This is a genomic window from Streptomyces sp. NPDC006544, from assembly GCF_040611715.1.
Lineage (GTDB): Bacteria > Actinomycetota > Actinomycetes > Streptomycetales > Streptomycetaceae > Streptomyces.
Genome location: NZ_JBEXOV010000005.1, coordinates 15,478 through 32,831 on the forward strand (window position 1 = coordinate 15,478; position 17,354 = coordinate 32,831).

A 17,354-nucleotide genomic window follows, 5' to 3' on the forward strand; every position below is an offset into this window, starting at 1 on the left:
AACCTTCCGGCTCAGGAGCTCTCCCGCGCGGCCGCCTGCCGCTGCCGCTTGCTCAGCGGGGCCAGCGTGAGGTCCTGGGCCTGCGAGGTCAGTCGCTTGAAGCCGTACCCGCGCTCGGTCATCCAGCTCTCGGCCGCCAGCTCGGCATGCGCCGTCGCGTCCAGGATGTCCTCCTCGGCCTCACCCTCGGCCAGGAAGCGGAAGGTGAAGAAGGGCCGGGCGGCCAGGTCGTACGTGAGGTTCCCCTCGGGGGTGAACCTCGCGCTCAGCATGTCGTGCTGCGCCGCGTCCGCGAGGAGCTCGGCGCGCTGCTCGTCGTCGAGGCCGTCGAAGGACCCCCGGACGGTGATGCGGAAGGTGCGGGTGCTCATCCCGTCAGCCTAGGCGGCGCCCCTCGCCCCGCGCACCGGGATTTCGCGGTGGCCGCCACCCGGACGGCTCAACGCCCGCCGGGGGTCACAGCCCCGTCACCGGGCGGCCGCCGCGCCCCTGACCTGGGCGGTCGCGCATCGCCCGGCATGCCGGGCGAGTTGCCCGCCGCTAGCGTCGGCTACGTCCGGAGTCCTGGTGATCGCGGGAGGGGTTCCTGGGTCCTGCGATCCGTCTGTGCGAGAGGCCGAGCCGATGCTGAAGGACGCACCGATAGCCCCGATGGCCAGCCTGATCCGTGTGGAGAAGGGTGTGGCCGCCCCGGAGGAACTCGCCGCCATCGCAGTGGTGGTCGCCTGCTTCGCCCGCCGCAACTCCACCGGCGGCCGACAAGGCTCCGACACCGGTACTGCCACCGGTACCGCCACCGCCACCGGTACTGCCACCGCCACCGGTACCGCCACCGCCCGCCGCCGGCGCCCCGCCCACCACGGCTCCGGCTGCTGGGCGGGCTGCTGGGCCTGCGGCTGACGAGCCCCCGCGAACGCCCCTGCCCCCGGCCCGCTCACGGGCCGGCGGCAGGGGGACCATCCGGTCGATCCGCCGCTCAGGCCCGGCGCAGCACCGTCGACAGCGCCTCGAGCAGCGCGGCCCGCGGATCGGCCACCGCGCCCTGCGAACGCCACGCGACGAACCCGTCCGGCCGCACCAGCAGGGCGCCCGCCTCCGTCAGCTCGTGCACCGCGGTCCAGTCGGCTTCCGCCGCCTGCACGAGGTCGCAGTCCGGAGCGGAGCCGATCGTGTAGGCGTCCAGTTTCACGGACAGCTTTTCGGCCACCTGCCGCGCGGCCGCCTGCCACGGCGTGTCCGCGCCGCTGAGCAGCACGAACGAGCGCTCGTACAGGTCCAGCGTGGAAACACGCTCACCGTCGCGCCGGGTCAGCCACAGGTGCGGGGCGCGCGTGCCGACATCGCCCTTCATCCGCAGCCCTTCGGGGATGACCGGCCGGTCCGGGTCGGCGCCGACGACCGCCCCGCGCGGGTACGCGTACGCCATCGCCGTCGTCAGGACCCCGCTGCCCGGTCCGCCGCCCATGGTCGGCGGCGGCGCGTACCCCGGGTGGCTGTGCTCCGCCGACCGGGCCGAGGCGCGCTCGGCGGTCGCCAGTGCCACCGGAAGACGCTCGACCCCGTAGGTGTCGAGCAGCCCGATCCCGGCCGATCCGTCGAGGACCGCCGCGATCTTCCAGGCCAGGTTGTGAGCGTCCTGGATACCGGTGTTCGAGCCGAACGCCCCGGTGGGGGACATCTCGTGGGCCGCGTCGCCGGCCAGGAACACCCGGCCGGAGGAGTACCGCTCGGCGACCCGTTCGGCCGCGTGCCACGGCGCCTTGCCGCCGATCTCCACGTCCAGGTCCGGGACGCCGATCGCGGCCCGGATCTGCGCGGTGCAGCGCTCCTCGGTGAAGTCCTCCAGGGTCTCGCCCCGGTCCGGGTGCCAGGGGAGGTGGAAGACCCACTGGGTGTCGTTGTCCACCGGCAGCAGCGCCCCGTCGGCGCCCGGCTTCATCAGGTAGCAGACGATGAACCGCAGGTCGCCCAGGACCTCGACGAGCTGCCGCGACCGGAAGGTGACGCTGACGTTGTGGAACAGCTCGCCGCTGCCCGTCTGGGGGATCTGCAACTGCTCGCGCACGGGGCTGCGCGGGCCGTCCGCCGCGATCAGGAAGTCGGCGCGCACGGTGAGGTGCTCGCCCGTCTCCCGGTCCTTGACCAGGGCGTTCACCCCGGTCGCGTCCTGGTCGAAGCTCATCAGCTCGTGGGAGAACCGGACGTCGGCCCCCTGCGCGCGGCTCTGCGCCGCGAGGATCGGCTCGATGTTGTTCTGGCTGCACACGCACCAGCCGGTCGGACTGAACTTGCTCAGCGCCCCGTCCGGGTCGATGGCCTTGACCAGCCACTTGTGGTCGCCGCCCGTCAGCGACTCCGTCTGGATGATGCCCATGTTGTTCTCCAGCACGGAGGCGGCCCGACGGATCTCGGCCTCCGCCCCGGCCGTGCGGAACAGCTCCATGGTCCGGGCGTTGATGCCCCGCCCACGCGGGTGGTCGGAGGTGCCGGCGTGCTTCTCGACGAGCAGGTGCCTGACGCCGTGGCGACTCAGGAACAGCGAGGTGGACAGGCCCACGAGGGAGCCGCCCACGACGAGAACCGGTACGCGGACATCTGCGGTGTGTTCCATCAGCTGCGAGCTCCTGATTTCTGTGGGGGGAGGGGACTCTTTTATGCCCCCGATCGGCGGCCGGGCCCGGGAGATCCGCCGGTTGTCACCCGCTTGATCCGGAGATGTAGCGGTCCGTGCGCCACGGGATGACGATGAGCGACAGCGGAGCCCCGGACGAGGGTTCGCACGCGAAGGAACTCAACGCCCTCGACGAAGGGCCTCTCACGAAGGAGCGAGCAGATGACGACCACGCTGTCCGAACGGGTGTCGCAGTCCGCCTTCGACGGCTCGATGCTCCGCGTCGTCCTGCTGATGGACCTCCACGAAGGAGCCCAGCAACGCTTCTTCGAGGCCTACGAGCAGCTGCGCCACGACATCGCCTCGGAACCGGGCCACATCAGCGACCAGCTCTGCCAGTCCTTCGAGAACCCCTCGCAGTGGCTCATCACCAGCGAGTGGGAGAGCGCCCCGCAGTACCTCGCCTGGGTCAACAGCGAGCACCACGCCGAGCAGGTGCGCCCGCTCGGCGCCTGCGCCCGCACCATGCGGCCGCTGAAGTACACGGTCCTGCGCGAGACCGGCCGCGGCTACCGGGACGACCGCCGGGCCGTCGGCGCACGGCTGCAGGAAGCGCCGCGGCTCGGCGCCGACCTCGTGCGCCACGCCCTGACCTTCACGGTCAAGCCGGGCAGCGAGAAAGCCGTGGCCGAGCTCCTGGCCAGCTACGCCTCCCCGGCCGCCGACGTCGACGGCCACACCCGGCTCTGCCGGACCTCGCTGTTCATGCACGGCAACCGCGTCGTGCGTACGGTGGAGGTGCGGGGCGACCTGATGTCGGCCCTGCGGCACGTCTCCGAACAGCCCGAGGTACGGGCCGTCGAAGAGGCCATCAACCCGTACCTGGAACAGGACCGCGACCTCGGCGACCCCGAGTCCGCCCGGATGTTCTTCATGCGGGCCGCGCTCCCGGCCGTCCACCACGTCGCCGCGCGCGAAGCCGGCGCGGAGGACCGCTCCGACGTGCGCAGGCACGCGCTCTACTACCCCGCCAAGCCTGGCTGCGGCCCGGCGCTCGCCAAGTTCCTGGCCCGCCAGGACGAGGCCGCCGCCCACCGGCCCGACGCCCCCACGGTGAGCAGCAGCATCTTCCAGCGCGACGACATCGTCGTACGCCTCATCGACGTGCGCGGCTCGCAGGGCTCCGGACTGGAGACCGCCTTCGGTGTCCGCGGACCGCGCAAGGCGGCCGTCCTCGCCCGACTGATGCTCTCCCCCGACGACTGCGGCTCCGCGTCCGCCGTCCGCCACACCATGCGCCTGATCACCGACCGCCGGGCCCCCGCCGAGCACTGACGCGCAGCGGCGCCACCCCGGTCCCCACCCGCCAGCCCCGTCCAGGCTCCCCACCGCCAGGAGGAACACCGCCATGACCAGACGACACCCACCGCACATCGTGGACCTCAGTGACACCCAGCCCAACACCAGGCGCGGTGGCGACCTGAGGGCCGTGCTCACCCCGACCTCGGTGGGCTGCACGAGCGGTTTCATGGGTCTGGCCATCATGGCCCCCGGCGAGCACATCGCCGAGCACTTGCACCCGTACTCCGAGGAGTTCGTGTACGTGGTCAGCGGGACGCTGGAAGTGGACCTCGACGGCGAGGCCCACCCGCTGCGCACCGACCAGGGCCTCCTCGTCCCCCTCAACGTGCGCCACCGCTTCCGCAACGTCGGGGACACCGAGGCGCGCATGGTCTTCCACCTCGGCCCGCTGGCCCCGGACCCGAAATTGGGGCACGTGGACACCGAGGAGGCCGTCCACCCGGAGGGCACCGCCTGGGAGCGGCCGCCGGACCGGGCCGGAGTGGTGTCGTGACCCGCCGCCGGGTGGCCGTCACCGGGGTCGGCGTCGTCGCCCCGGGCGGGATCGGCACCGCCGCCTTCTGGGACCTGCTGGCCAACGGCCGTACGGCGACGCGAGGCATCACCCTTTTCGACCCGGCCGGCTTCCGCTCACGGATAGCCGCCGAGGTCGACTTCGATCCCGCGGAGCACGGCCTCGGCGCCGAGGAAACGGCCCGGGCGGACCGGTACATCCAGTTCGCCCTGGTCGCCGCCGGCGAGGCACTGCGGGACGCCGGACTCGACCTCACCACCGACGAGGCCTGGCGCACGGGAGTCTCCCTCGGCACCGCCGTGGGTGGCACCACCCGCCTGGAGCACGACTACGTGGCCGTCAGCCAGTCCGGGGCCTGGTGGGACGTGGACCACCGGCTCGCCGGACGCCACCTGCACCGGGCGTTCACCCCGGCCACCCTGGCCTCCGCCGTCGCGGAGAAGACGGGAGCCCGGGGCCCGGTCCAGACCGTCTCCACCGGCTGCACCTCCGGGCTCGACGCCATCGGGTACGCCGTCCACTCCATCGCCGAAGGCCGCATGGACGTGTGCATCGCCGGCGCCTCCGACTCACCCGTCTCGCCCATCACCGTGGCCTGCTTCGACGCCATCAAGGCCACCTCCCCGAACAACGACGACCCCGCCCACGCGTCCCGGCCCTTCGACGCCGACCGCGACGGGTTCGTCCTCGGCGAAGGCGGAGCCGTCCTCGTCCTCGAGGAGCTGGAACACGCCCGCGCCCGCGGCGCGACCGTCTACTGCGAGATCGGCGGCTACGCCACCTTCGGCAACGCCCACCACATGACCGGGCTGACCACCGACGGCCTGGAGATGGCCCGCGCCATCGAAACCGCCCTCGCGCAGGCCCGGATCGACGGGCGCGAGATCGACTACGTCAACGCGCACGGCTCCGGCACCAAGCAGAACGACCGGCACGAGACCGCGGCGGTCAAGAGGGTCCTGGGCGACCACGCCTACAAGACGCCGATGACCTCCATCAAATCCATGGTGGGGCACTCCCTCGGCGCGATCGGGGCGATCGAACTGGCCGCCTGCGTCCTGGCGATGACCCACCAGGTCGTCCCGCCGACGGCCAACTACGAGACCCCCGACCCCGAATGCGACCTGGACTACGTCCCGCGCGTCGCCCGCGAACGCACCCTGCGCAGTGTGCTCTCCGTCGGCAGCGGCTTCGGCGGCTTCCAGTCCGCGGTCGTCATGACCCGGCCCAAGGAGGAGGTGGTCTCGTGAGCGCGCGCACCGTCATCACGGGCATCGGGGTCGTCGCACCCAACGGCATCGGCGCCGATGCCTTCTGGAAGGCCACCCAGTCGGGCACCTCGGTCCTCGGCCGGATCACCCGGGAGGGCTGCGAGCACCTGCCGCTGCGCATCGCGGGCGAGGTACGCGGTTTCGACGCGGCCTCCGTGGTCGAGGAACGCTTCCTCGTCCAGACGGACCGCTACACCCACCACGCCCTCGCCGCGGCCGACCTGGCCCTGGAGGACGCCCGGCTCGGCCGGGCCGACTACGAGGACGACCCCTTCTCGGTCGGCGTGGTCACCGCGGCCGGCTCCGGCGGCGGCGAGTTCGGGCAGCGGGAACTGCAGCACCTGTGGGAGCAGGGACCGCGCTACGTCGGCCCCTACCAGTCCATCGCCTGGTTCTACGCCGCCAGCACCGGGCAGATCTCCATCCGGCGGGGCCTCAAGGGCCCGTGCGGGGTGGTCGCCGCCGACGAGGCGGGCGGTCTCGACGCCTTCGCGCACGCCACCCGGGCGATCCGGCAGGGCAGCCGGGCCATGCTCGTCGGAGCCACCGAAGCGCCCCTGGCCCCCTACTCCATCGTCTGCCAGCTCGGATACGAAGCGCTGAGCACCCACGAGGACCCCGAACGGGCCTACCGGCCGTTCACCGACAAGGCCTGCGGCTACGTACCCGCCGAAGGCGGCGCGATGTTCCTCGTCGAGGACGAACAGGCGGCGCTGCACCGCGGCGCCTCCGTCCGGGCCGTCCTGGCCGGGCACGCGGCAACCTTCACCGGCCCGCACCACCACGAGACGGAGGACGAGTGCGGCGAGGGACTCGCCCACGCCATCAGGGGCGCCCTGCGGGACGCGGACTGCGCCCCCGAGGAGGTGGACGTGGTCTTCGCCGACGCGATCGGCACCCCCGACGCCGACCGGTCCGAGGCCGCCGCGATCCTCTCCGCCCTCGGAGGACACGGGCGCACCGTCCCGGTCACGGCGCCCAAGACGGGCACCGGCCGGGCCTATTGCGCGGCTCCGGCACTCGACACCGCCGCCGCGGTCCTCGCCCTGGAACACGGCGTCGTCCCGCCCACGCCGAACGTCTTCGACGTGTGCCACGACCTCGACGTGGTGACCGGCAGCGCCCGCCCCGCGCGGCTGCGCACCGCGCTCGTCCTGAGCCGGGGCCTCATGGGCTCCAACGCCGCGCTCGTGATCCGTAAACCCTCCTAGAGACAGAAGGAGCCGCTCATGTCCGAACGACTGACCGTCGAGGAACTGGCCGCCCTGATGAAGTCCGGCGCCGGCATCACCGTCGACCCGGCCGAGATGACGAGGCGCCCGGACTCCAAGTTCGACGACTTCGGCCTCGACTCGCTGGGCCTGCTCGGCATCGTGGGCCTGCTGGAGAACCAGCGCGGCCGGGCCCTGCCCACCGACGCGGACCGCTGCAAGACCCCCAAGGAGTTCCTCGAACTCGTCAACGCCAGCCTGATGACAGGAGCTTGAGATGACAGGGCACACCAAGAACGAGATCACCGTCAACGCGCCCATGGACACGGTCTGGGAGATGACCAACGATCTCTCCGCCTGGCCGAGCCTGTTCAGCGAGTACGCCTCGCTGGAGATCCTGGAGGAGGACGGGCTCACCACCCGCTTCCGCCTGACCATGCACCCCGACGAGAACGGCACGGTGTGGAGCTGGGTCTCCGAGCGCACCCCCGATCCCGTCACCCGCACCGTGCGCGCCCGCCGCGTCGAGACCGGCCCGTTCGAGCACATGGACATCCACTGGCAGTACTTCGAGGTGCCGGGCGGCACCCGGATGGTGTGGACCCAGGACTTCGCGATGAAGCCCCAGGCCCCCGTCGACGACGCCGGTATGACCGAGCGCATCAACCAGAACTCCAAGATCCAGCTGGAACTGATCCGGGACAAGATCGAACAGCGCGAACGCGAGAGCCGCGCGCCCGCCGCCACCCGCGTCTGAGAAGAAAGGCAGCGTCACTCCCGATGCACCGCGCCCTCATCGTCGCCCGCATGGCGCCGCAGTCCGCCCCCGACATCGCCGAACTCTTCGCGGCGTCGGACGCGGGCGAACTGCCCCACCTCGTCGGAGTCACCCGCCGGAGCCTCTTCCAGTTCGGCGACGTGTACATGCACCTCATCGACTCCGACCGCCCCCCGGGCCCGGCCATCGCCCAGGTGACCGACCACCCCGAGTTCCGGGACCTCAGCGACCGGCTGACCGCCTACATCAGCCCGCACGACCCGGAGACCTGGCGCAGCCCCAAGGACGCCATGGCCCAGGAGTTCTACCGCTGGGAGCGCCCCCGTACGGGATAGCCGTACGCGGCGCACCGCGCGACCGGCAGGCCTCGGGCCCCGCACCCACCTGGTGCGGGGCCCGCCACCGTCGCGGCTCACGCCCGGCGGGCCGCCACCGACGCGCAGAGCGCGGCCAGCGGCAGCTCCACCCCGGCCGCGAGCAGCAGCGCCACCACCTGCTCGCCGCCGGCCGAGGTCGTGACGTCGAACCAGGCGTCCGCCACGAGCAACGCGGCCGTCGCCGCCGCGACCGGGGCCACCCGGCTGTCCCGGCGGCGCAGCAGCAGCCCCGTCCCCGTCAGCCCCGCCGCCAGCATCACGTCCAGGCCTATCCACGCGGTGGCCCAGTGGGAGACCTCGGCGCTCTGCGGCAGCGTCCTGGCCAGCACCACCATCCACGGCACCAGCGCCAGACCGGCCCCGGTCATCACCGTCGCCGTGCGGGGAGCGGTCCGGCCGGCCGAACGGGTGAGGACCTGCGGTGCGACAAGGGCCATGGCTGCGCGTCTCCTTCCGCCCCGCGGTCCGTCCGCCGGGCACACCACAAGACTCGTCCGCCGGGCCGCCCGAATCAGTAGCCCCACGTTCCGAACCGGGGGTGGTGCCAGCTACACCCCCGACCGGGCACCAGGGAGATGGCAACCCCTTGGCCAGGGCGATTACCGTACGTACATGGCAAGTTCCGGCGCGCTGCGGCGTACATACACCTGGACCATGGCGCACGCGCCCTGGTCCGCCTGGGCCTGGCGCAACACCGCCTTCACCACCGCCGCGATCCCACCCGCCCTGCCCCTCGCCGCGGGCTTCGTCTTCCTCCTCACCGCCCCCGGGCACAGCCCCGTCCCGCTGCTCCTCGTCGTCGCGCTGTCACCGCTGCTCACCGCCCTCCAGCGCAACCGCTGCTGGTCCCTGCTCGGTGTCGACATACCGCCCGTGGTCCGCACGCATCCCTGGCGCAGCGTCCGCGGCCTGACCGAACGGCTGCGCTCCGAGGCGACCTGGCGGCAGTACGGCTACCACTTCCTCGTCAGCCCGCTCGCCGCCCTCGGTGGCGGACTGCTGGTCCTCACCTGGGCCGCCGGCGCCGTCTGCGCCACCGTCTACGCATGGTCCTGGGCGCTGCCCGAGACCGTCGGACCCGGCTGGAGCCGGCAGTACGACGTGCTCACCACGCTCGGCGGCCTGCTGCTGCTCGCCGCACCCTGGTTCGCCCTGCTCCTCGCCCGGCTCGACGCCGGCGCCGCCCTCGCGCTCCTGGGCCCCAACCGGGCCCGCGAACTGGAGCGCCGCGTCGAGGACCTCGCCGAGAGCCGGGCCGGGGTCCTGGACGCCGCCGACCTCGAACGCCGGCGCATCGAGCGGGACCTCCACGACGGAGCCCAGCAACGCCTGGTCGCCCTGGCCATGAACCTCGGCATAGCCCGCGCCACCCTGCCCGGACTCGCCCCCGAGGCCAAGGCCGTCATAGACGAGGCCCACCGCGAGGCGAAGGAGGCCATCGAGGAACTCAACAGCCTCGTCCGCGGCCTCCACCCGGCCGTCCTGGAGGACCGGGGGCTCGACGCGGCCCTGTCCGGCATCGCCGCCCGCGCCCCCCTGCCCGTCGAACTGACCGTGGACCTCGCCGTCCGCCCCGGACCCACGGTGGAGGCCGTCGCCTACTTCGTCGTCTCCGAAGCCCTCGCCAACGTCGCCAAACACGCCCGCGCGAAGCGCTGTCGGGTCCACGTGGCCCGGACCGCCGCCGACGTGCTGCGCCTCACCGTCACCGACGACGGGGTGGGCGGCGCCGACCCCGCCGGGGGCACCGGACTGACCGGCCTGCGCAAGCGCGTAGGGTCGGTCGACGGAACCATCATGATCGACAGCCCCCTCGGGGGCCCGACCACCGTGACTGTGGAGCTGCCGTGCGGGCTGTGATCGCCGAGGATTCCGTCCTGTTGCGCATCGGACTGGTCAAAGTCCTCGAGATGGCCGGATTCGAGGTGGCCGCCGAGACCGGCGACGCGGAGTCCCTGCTCGCCGCCGTCGAGGAGCACCAGCCCGAACTCGCCCTCGTCGACGTCCGCATGCCGCCCGGCTTCACCGACGAGGGCGTCCGCGCAGCCCTCATGATCCGCCAGCAGAGCCCCGGCACCGCAGTCCTGCTCCTCTCCCAGTACGTGGAGGAGCGCTACGCCGCCGACCTGCTCGCCACCCAGAGCGGCGCCGGTATCGGCTACCTCCTCAAACAACGCGTCGCCGACGTGGAGGAGTTCATCGACGCCCTGCGCCGTGTCGCGGGCGGCGGCACCGCGCTCGACCCGCAGGTCGTCGCCCAGCTCCTGCTGCGCCGCCGCGGCGGCCCCGACCCCCTCGAACGCCTCACCCCGCGCGAACGCGAGGTACTGGCCCTGATGGCGGAAGGCCGCTCCAACGCCGGCATCGCCGCCGAACTCGTCGTCAGCGAGAGCGCGGTGGCCAAACACATCAACAACATCTTCGCCAAACTCGACCTGCCCGTCGCCGACGGCGACCACCGCCGGGTCCTCGCCGTCCTGCGCTTCCTGGACGGCGCCCCGTGACCCCGCCGGGGACCCCCGCCGAGACCCGGGCCCCCTCCCCGGCGGAGACCGCCCCGCCGGCACGCCCCCGCCACCGCATCCCCTGGATCCTGGCCTCCCTGCTCGGCGCGGTCTTCGTCGCCCTGCCCGCCGCGTGGCAGGCCGGGGTCTACGGGGTCACCCGCACCGGCACCCTGCACGGCGGCAGCGCCGGCCATCCGGTGACCGCCCTGCGCATCGAGGGCGGCGGAGCGGACATCACGGTCCGCCCGCGCGGGGACCAAGAGGTCGGCTACCGCGCCGAGGTCGCCTGGTCGCGCAAGAAGCCCGTCGTCGAGGAGAGCTGGCAGGACGGCACCCTCACGCTGACGCCGCGCTGTCCCGACGAGGACTCCTGGCCGACCGGAGAACCCTCCTGCTCCGTCCAGCTCGGCGTCGGCGTGCCCGCCGGCCTGCCGGTCACGGTCGAAGCGGACTCCGGCCGCATCGACATCGGAGGCCTCGGCGGCGCCGTCGACGCCCGGGTCGACTCCGGCGAGGTCCGGCTCACCGGGCTGCGCGGCCCGGTCCGGGCCCGCGTGAACTCCGGCAGGGTGGCCGCCACGGCCCTCACCTCACCCGAGATCGAACTCGTCATGGGCTCGGGCCGGGCCGCCGTCGACTGCGTCGCCCCGCCGGGGAAGGTCACCGCCGACATCGGATCGGGCCGGCTCGCCCTCACCGTCCCCGACGCCACCACGTTCCGGGTCACCTCCCGGACCGGCTGGGGCCGCGTCGACCTCGGAGCGGGGCTGTCCGACCCGGCCTCCCCGCGGACCCTGGACCTGACCGTCGGCTCGGGCCGCGCGGACGCCCGGTACCTGGACCTGCTGGGCTGAGCCTCACGGCGCGAGCCCGCCCCGGGCGATGACCTCCGCGTACCAGCGCGCGCTGTCCTTGGGCGTACGCCGCTGCGTGGCGAAGTCCACGTGGACGATCCCGAACCGCTTGCTGTAGCCGTACGCCCACTCGAAGTTGTCCAGCAGCGACCACACGAAGTATCCGCGTACGTCCGTCCCGTCCTCGATGGCCCGGTGCACGGACGCCAGATGACCCCGCAGGTACGCGATCCGCTCCGGATCGTGCACCGCTCCCCGCGCATCGGGGCAGTCGGCGTACGCCGCACCGTTCTCGGTGATCAGCAGCGGCACCCCGGGCAGCTCGTCGCGCAGCCGCGTCAGCAGCTCGTACAGTCCGTCCGCGTCCACCGGCCAGTCCATCGCCGTACGGGGACCGGGTGCGGGCAGGAACCGTACGCGCCCCTCCGCACCCGGCCACGGCGACGCCTCGGTGCCGGGAGGACCTGGCTCCGCGGCCGCGACCACCGTGGGGGAGTAGTAGTTCAGGCCCAGCCAGTCGATCGGCTCGCTGGCCGCCGCGAGATCACCGTCGCGGACGAACGACCAGTCCGTGAGCGCGGCGGTGTCCCGGACGAGATCCCGCGGAAGGCGCCCGTGGAAGACCGGATCGAGGAAGATCCGGTTGCCCACCGCGTCGATCCGCCGCGCCGCGTCCCGGTCGGCGGCCGAGTCCGTCAGCGACCGCACCGCGTGCAGGTTGAGCGTCAGCGACACCTCCGCCGACCGGGGCAGGGCCGCGCGCAGCGCCCGCACGCCCAGCCCGTGGGCCAGGTTGAAGTGATGGGCGGCCCGCAACGCGGCCTCGGGCTCCGTGCGGCCCGGGGCGTGGACCCCGGAGGCGTATCCGAGGAAGGCGGCGCACCACGGCTCGTTGAAGGTGGTCCAGCTCGCCACCCGGTCCCCGAGCGCCCCCGCGACGAGGCCCGCGTACTCCGCGAACCGCTCGGCCGTGTCGCGGCAGGGCCAGCCGCCGCTGTCCTCCAGTTCCTGCGGCAGGTCCCAGTGGTAGAGCGTGGCCACCGGCCGGATCCCCGCCTCCAGCAGCGCGTCCACCAGCCGCCGGTAGAAGTCGAGCCCCCGCTGTACGGCGGGCCCGCGTCCGGTCGGCTGCACCCGGGGCCACGCCACCGAGAAGCGGTAGTCGCTCACGCCCAGCCGTTTCATCAGGCCGACGTCCTCGGCCATCCGGTGGTAGTGGTCGGCGGCGGTGTCCCCGGTGTCGCCGCCCAGCACCTTGCCGGGAGTATGGCTGAAGGTGTCCCAGATCGAGGGCGTCCGCCCGTCCAGGGCGGCTGCGCCCTCGATCTGGTACGCGGCCGTCGCGGTGCCCCACCGGAAACCGGGGGGGAAGCGGAGCGCCGTCCCCGTGGCGGGGGACGCGTCGACACTGGTCATGGGAGGACTCCAGGGAGAGGTGAGGAGGGAGGACGGCGGATTCAGCCCTTGACGGCGCCCTGCATGATGCCGCCGACGATCTGCCGGCCCAGCAGGCCGAAGACCAGCAGCACGGGCAGCGTCCCGAGCAGGGTGCCCGCCATGATCACGGACTGGTCGTGGACGTAGCCGCCGCCCAGCTGGCGCAGCGCGACCTGCACGGTCGGCTCCGACGAGGACAGGGCGACCACCGGCCAGAAGAAGTCGTTCCAGGCCGTCATGAAGGTCAGCAGCCCGAGCACGGCCATGGCCGGCCGGGCCACCGGCACCACGATCGACCAGAAGACACGGGCGTACGAGGCCCCGTCGACCCGGGCCGCCTCGATCAGCTCGTCCGGCAGGGACTGCGCCAGGTACTGCCGCATGAAGAACACGCCGAAGGCGGAGACCAGTCCGGGCAGGACGACGGCCTGGAGCTGGTTCACCCAGTGCAGTTCCACGATCAGCATGAACAGCGGGATCACCCCCAGCTGCGGCGGGATCATCATCGAGGCGACGACCGCGCCGAGCAGCGCGCCGCGTCCCCGGAACCGCAGCTTGGCGAAGGCGAAGCCGGCCAGCGTGGAACACAGCACCGTGCCGACGGTGATGGCACTGGACACGATCAGGGAGTTGAGGAGGGCCTTGCCGATGTCCGCCTCCTCCAGGACCGCCTGGAGGTTGACCAGAAGCCGGGGACCGGGCAGCAGCGAGGGCATCGGCCGTGCCAGATCGGCGTTGGAGCGGCTCGCCGCGACCAGGGACCAGTACAGGGGGAACGCGGAGACCACGACCGCGAGGCCCAGTACCGCATAGGTCAGCCGGCCACCGCGCCCGGCGGTGGAGGGGGAGCTCATCGGCCGGCCTCCTTGAGGGAACGGCGGCGCACGAGCAGGGCGTTGACCCCGACGAGCGCCACGATCAGCAGGAACATCACCCAGGCGATGGCCGCCGCCCGGCCCAGGTGGAAGAAGCCCCAGCCCTGCTCGTACATGTACAGGCCCAGGGTCTGGTACTGGTGCGAGATGCCCCCGGAGATCGACCCTTCGAAGAGCAGCGGCTCCCCGAAGAGCTGGGTGGCGCCGATCGTGGACACCACCACGGTGAAGACGATGGTGGGACGCAGACCGGGCAGCGTCACATGGAGGAACTGCCGCCATCGGGACGCCCCGTCGACCTCGGACGCCTCGTACAGCTCGCCGGGTATGGACTGCATGCCCGCCAGATAGATGAGGGCGTTGTAGCCCGTCCATCGCCATACGACGATGGACGAGACGGCGATCTGCGAGGCGGCCGTACCGCTCTGCCAGTCCACCGGACCGAAACCGACCACCCCCAGCACGTCGTTGACGAGCCCGAAGTCCCGTCCGAAGAGCTGGGCGAAGATCAGCGAGGCGGCGGCCACCGACGTCGCGTACGGCAGGAGCAGCGCGGTGCGGAAGAAGGTCCGGCCGCGCAGCTTGTAGTTGAGGACGTGGGCCAGGCCCAGGGCGATGAGCAGCTGCGGCACCGTGGAGAGCACGCCGATGGTGAAGGTGTTGCGCAGCGCCGTCCAGAAGAACGGATCGGTGAACAGGGCGGTGTAGTTGTCCAGGCCCCTCCACTCCATCTCCCCGGGGTTCTGCAGCTCGACGCGGTAGACGGAGACGTACGCCGTGTAGAGGAGGGGGAACAGCCCGAAGGCGGCGAACAGGGTGAGGAACGGGGCGACGAAGGCGTACGGGGCGACGCCCCGCCGGGCGGTACGGGTCACGCCGCTCAGCCCAGGGCGTTCTTGACGGCCTTCTTGGCGTTCGACCAGGCCGTCTCCGGCGACGTGCCCTTGCGCTCCACCTCGCTCAGCGCGTTGTTGATCTGGTCGGCGATGTCCTTGTCGTGCACCCCCAGCACCTGGACGGGGGCCTTCTCGGCGGCGTCGCCGAAGATCTGCCCGATCGGCGCGTCCGAGAAGTACGGGTCCTTGGCGTCCGATACCTGGCCTATGGCCTTGACGGCGGAGGGGAAGTTGCCCTGCTTGCGGAAGAGCTTGGTCTGCTGCTCGGCCGCGGTGAGCCAGATGACCAGCTCGGCCGCCTCCTTCTTGTGCGGGGCCGCCCGGGGGACCGCCAGGTAGGAGCCGCCCCAGTTGCCCGCGCCCCCGGGCAGCTTCGCCACGTCCCACTTGCCCTTGCCCGCGTCGCCGGCCTGTCCCTTGATGTAGCCGAGCATCCAGGCCGGGCAGGGCATGGTGGCGAAGGAGCCGGAGGTGAAGGCCTGGTTCCACGGCGGGGACCACTGGTCCAGCTTGGCGCTGAGCCCGTCCGCCGAGGCCGTGACCGACGCGTCCCAGGCCGACTTCACCGCGGGGCTGTTCTCGTAGACGAGCGCGCCCGAGGCGTCGTAGTAGCGCTCCTCGGCCTGGCCGACCATGACGGCGTTCAGGCTGCCCACGCTGTCCAGCCAGGAGCTGCCGGCCGGGGCGTTTGCCTTGTACTGGCGGCCGAGCTCCAGGTAGCCGTCCCAGGTGGCCCACTTGGCGGCCAGTTCCGCGCGGTCGGTGGGCAGGCCCGCCGCCTTGAACAGGTCGCTGCGGTAGCACATGGCCTCGGGCCCGACGTCGGTGCCGAGGCCGAGCACCTTGCCGTCCTTGGTCGTGGCGGCCGCCCACTTGGCAGCGGCGAACTCGTTCTGGAGGGCGCCGGCCCCGAACTCCTTCAGGTCCGAGAACTTGTCGGCCTGCTTCTGCGTCACCGAGGCGATGCGCCCCACCTCGAGGCCCTGGACGTCCGCCAGGCCGCCGCCTCCGGCGAGCCTGGTCTGGAGAGCCTTCCAGTAGTCCTGCTCGTCCTCGGTGTCCGTCTGCTTGATCTTGATGTTGGGGTGGAGCTGCTCGTACTCGGCGTAGAGCCCGGCCTCCTGGTAGCCGAACGCACCGAACAGGTCGATGGTGAGGGTGACGTGGCGGCCGGCGCCCCCGGTGGACTTCGCGTCGGGGTCGGAGTCGGATCCGCAGGCGGCCAGCAGGGTTCCGGCCAGGGTGACGGCGCCGAGGCGGAGCGCGGCTCTTCCGGCGGCTCGGGGGGTGGACATGGTGCGGCCTCCTGGGCTTGGCGGGTGCGACTCTTCCGAGCGGGTCCCGAGAGTATTGAGAGCGCTCTCAGAACGCGAGTGGAGCGTGCACCCCGCACCCGCGCCCCGTCAAGGGTCCTGCGCGCGACGGCGTGATTCGTCCCATTCACCCCGGGAGTAACGCGAGGCGGGCGCCGTTCAGGCCGATCCGCGCCGTACCAGCGACGTCGGGGTGATCACCGAGCCCGGTACGCCGGGGCCGCCCTGCCGGCCCGCGCCGTGCGCCTTGTCCAGGGTCCGCAGCAGCAGCCGGGCCATGAGCCGGCCCATGCCCTCGATGTCCTGGCGCACGGTCGTCAGCGGCGGATCGGTGCCCTCCGCCACGAGCTCCGCGTCGTCGAAGCCCACCAGGGCCACGTCGCCGGGCACGGAGCGGCCCCGCTCGCGCAGGACGCCCAGGGCACCCGTCGCCATCAGGTCGTTCGCGGCGAACACCGCGTCGAGCCCCGGGCAGCGGTCCAGAAGCTCGGCCATCGCGCGGGCCCCGCCCGCCGCGGTGAAGTCGCCCTCGGCGATCAGCGCCGGATCGGCGTCGAGCAGCACGTCCCGGTACCCGTCGAGCCGGTCGGTCGCCGACGTCTGGTCCAGCGGACCGGCGATGTGCGCGATCTGCCGCCGCCCCAGGGACAGCAGGTGCCGTACGGCCTCGCGCGCGCCCCCGCGGTTGTCGGCGTCCACGAAGGCCACCGGGCCGTGTTCCCAGGGGGCCGCGGAATCTCCGGCGCCCCCGGTCCAGCCGGGCCGGCCTCCGTAGACGGTGGGCATCTGGATGCGGCGGGTGATCGCGGGCAGCGGATCGTCGGTGTGCAGGGAGAAGGCGAGCGCGCCGTCCACGTGGCCGCCCGCCAGGTACCGCTCGATCCGGTCGTAGTCGCCGCGGTCCTCCACCAGGAGCAGCACCAACTGCATGTCGTGCGCCGTCAGTTCCTTGCTGATGCCGCGGATCTGGCGGGAGAAGAAGGGATCGGAGAAGATCCGGACCTCGGGCTCGGCGATGATCACGGCGACCGCCCCGGTGCGCCGGGTCACCAGCGTGCGCGCCGCGTGGTTCGGTACGTAGCCCAGGTCCCGGATGGCCGTGCGGACCTTGTCCACCAGATGTGGGCGGACGCCGTCGCCGCCGTTGACGACCCGGGACGCGGTGGCCCGGGACACCCCGGCGCGGGCCGCGACCGCCTCCAGGGTGGGCCGGTCTGCGGGAAGCTGTTCGGCCACGGGCGCTCCTCATGCGGGTCCGGCGGCGGGGCGGGTGCCCCGGGCCCTGCCGCGGGTGGGCCCTGCCGGACAGCAGGGTAACCCGTGCGGCCGGGGCACTGAGAGCGCTCCC

General features: G+C 72.6%; 19 protein-coding genes. 11 read left to right on the top strand and 8 right to left on the bottom strand.

What is annotated here, in order from left to right; translation table 11 throughout:
• Positions 1-11: 11 nt before the first annotated feature.
• Positions 12-371, bottom strand: coding sequence for a DUF6204 family protein (locus tag ABZY44_RS03650; RefSeq protein ID WP_356649925.1), 360 nt, complete (start codon positions 369-371; stop codon positions 12-14).
• Positions 372-624: 253 nt separating this feature from the next.
• On the opposite strand from ABZY44_RS03650, the gene ABZY44_RS03655 reads away from it, so the two are divergent.
• Complete coding sequence (locus tag ABZY44_RS03655) at positions 625-900, top strand: hypothetical protein (RefSeq protein ID WP_356649926.1); 276 nt, start codon at positions 625-627, stop codon at positions 898-900.
• Between the two features lie 76 nt (positions 901-976).
• Here ABZY44_RS03655 and ABZY44_RS03660 read toward each other — a convergent pair whose 3' ends face one another.
• On the bottom strand, positions 977-2,611 hold the full coding sequence (locus tag ABZY44_RS03660) for an FAD-dependent monooxygenase (protein ID WP_356649927.1): 1,635 nt from the start codon (positions 2,609-2,611) through the stop codon (positions 977-979).
• Positions 2,612-2,833: 222 nt separating this feature from the next.
• Here ABZY44_RS03660 and ABZY44_RS03665 point away from each other — a divergent pair, with 222 nt between their 5' ends.
• The 7 genes from ABZY44_RS03665 to ABZY44_RS03695 all read left to right on the top strand — a co-directional run bounded on the left by ABZY44_RS03665 (position 2,834) and on the right by ABZY44_RS03695 (position 8,082).
• Entirely contained in the window at positions 2,834-3,946 is a 1,113-nt protein-coding gene (locus ABZY44_RS03665; RefSeq protein ID WP_356649928.1) for a SchA/CurD-like domain-containing protein, read from the top strand.
• 73 nt (positions 3,947-4,019) lie between these two features.
• Positions 4,020-4,466, top strand: a complete 447-nt coding sequence (locus tag ABZY44_RS03670; protein WP_356649929.1) for a cupin domain-containing protein — start codon at positions 4,020-4,022, stop codon at positions 4,464-4,466.
• Positions 4,463-5,737: a beta-ketoacyl-[acyl-carrier-protein] synthase family protein gene (locus ABZY44_RS03675; protein ID WP_356649930.1), complete on the top strand. Its 1,275-nt coding sequence runs from the start codon at positions 4,463-4,465 to the stop codon at positions 5,735-5,737. Before ABZY44_RS03670 ends, ABZY44_RS03675 begins: the two co-directional genes overlap by 4 nt.
• Entirely contained in the window at positions 5,734-6,969 is a 1,236-nt protein-coding gene (locus tag ABZY44_RS03680) for a beta-ketoacyl synthase N-terminal-like domain-containing protein (RefSeq protein WP_356649931.1), read from the top strand. The genes ABZY44_RS03675 and ABZY44_RS03680 overlap by 4 nt, the downstream gene beginning before the upstream one ends.
• Before the next feature lie 18 nt (positions 6,970-6,987).
• The gene (locus ABZY44_RS03685; RefSeq protein ID WP_356649932.1) at positions 6,988-7,245 is read left to right on the top strand and encodes a phosphopantetheine-binding protein; all 258 of its coding nucleotides are present in this window, start codon (positions 6,988-6,990) and stop codon (positions 7,243-7,245) included.
• Between the two features lies 1 nt (position 7,246).
• Positions 7,247-7,726 (top strand): SRPBCC family protein, encoded by a 480-nt coding sequence (locus tag ABZY44_RS03690; protein WP_356649933.1) that lies wholly within the window; start codon positions 7,247-7,249, stop codon positions 7,724-7,726.
• Between the two features lie 23 nt (positions 7,727-7,749).
• Positions 7,750-8,082, top strand: a complete 333-nt coding sequence (locus tag ABZY44_RS03695) for a TcmI family type II polyketide cyclase (RefSeq protein WP_356649934.1) — start codon at positions 7,750-7,752, stop codon at positions 8,080-8,082.
• Between the two features lie 77 nt (positions 8,083-8,159).
• Here the strand turns inward: ABZY44_RS03695 and ABZY44_RS03700 are convergent, their stop codons facing one another.
• The gene (locus ABZY44_RS03700) at positions 8,160-8,561 is read right to left on the bottom strand and encodes a hypothetical protein (RefSeq protein ID WP_356649935.1); all 402 of its coding nucleotides are present in this window, start codon (positions 8,559-8,561) and stop codon (positions 8,160-8,162) included.
• Between the two features lie 175 nt (positions 8,562-8,736).
• Here ABZY44_RS03700 and ABZY44_RS03705 point away from each other — a divergent pair, with 175 nt between their 5' ends.
• From ABZY44_RS03705 to ABZY44_RS03715, 3 genes are read left to right on the top strand one after another with little or no spacing between them, the layout of a single operon-like run.
• The gene (locus ABZY44_RS03705; RefSeq protein ID WP_356649936.1) at positions 8,737-9,984 is read left to right on the top strand and encodes a histidine kinase; all 1,248 of its coding nucleotides are present in this window, start codon (positions 8,737-8,739) and stop codon (positions 9,982-9,984) included.
• A complete protein-coding gene (locus ABZY44_RS03710; protein ID WP_356649937.1) occupies positions 9,972-10,628 on the top strand; it encodes a response regulator transcription factor in 657 nt (218 codons plus the stop codon). Before ABZY44_RS03705 ends, ABZY44_RS03710 begins: the two co-directional genes overlap by 13 nt.
• Positions 10,625-11,485 (top strand): hypothetical protein, encoded by an 861-nt coding sequence (locus ABZY44_RS03715; RefSeq protein WP_356649938.1) that lies wholly within the window; start codon positions 10,625-10,627, stop codon positions 11,483-11,485. The genes ABZY44_RS03710 and ABZY44_RS03715 overlap by 4 nt, the downstream gene beginning before the upstream one ends.
• 3 nt (positions 11,486-11,488) lie before the next feature.
• Here the strand turns inward: ABZY44_RS03715 and ABZY44_RS03720 are convergent, their stop codons facing one another.
• From ABZY44_RS03720 to ABZY44_RS03740, 5 genes are all read right to left on the bottom strand, one after another.
• The gene (locus ABZY44_RS03720; RefSeq protein ID WP_356649939.1) at positions 11,489-12,901 is read right to left on the bottom strand and encodes a GH1 family beta-glucosidase; all 1,413 of its coding nucleotides are present in this window, start codon (positions 12,899-12,901) and stop codon (positions 11,489-11,491) included.
• A 41-nt stretch (positions 12,902-12,942) separates the two neighbouring features.
• A complete protein-coding gene (locus ABZY44_RS03725; protein WP_356649940.1) occupies positions 12,943-13,776 on the bottom strand; it encodes a carbohydrate ABC transporter permease in 834 nt (277 codons plus the stop codon).
• Positions 13,773-14,681: a sugar ABC transporter permease gene (locus tag ABZY44_RS03730; protein ID WP_356650074.1), complete on the bottom strand. Its 909-nt coding sequence runs from the start codon at positions 14,679-14,681 to the stop codon at positions 13,773-13,775. The genes ABZY44_RS03725 and ABZY44_RS03730 overlap by 4 nt, the downstream gene beginning before the upstream one ends.
• Positions 14,678-15,988: an extracellular solute-binding protein gene (locus ABZY44_RS03735; protein ID WP_356649941.1), complete on the bottom strand. Its 1,311-nt coding sequence runs from the start codon at positions 15,986-15,988 to the stop codon at positions 14,678-14,680. Before ABZY44_RS03735 ends, ABZY44_RS03730 begins: the two co-directional genes overlap by 4 nt.
• Before the next feature lie 177 nt (positions 15,989-16,165).
• The gene (locus ABZY44_RS03740) at positions 16,166-17,242 is read right to left on the bottom strand and encodes a LacI family DNA-binding transcriptional regulator (RefSeq protein ID WP_356649942.1); all 1,077 of its coding nucleotides are present in this window, start codon (positions 17,240-17,242) and stop codon (positions 16,166-16,168) included.
• Between the last annotated feature and the right edge of the window lie 112 nt (positions 17,243-17,354).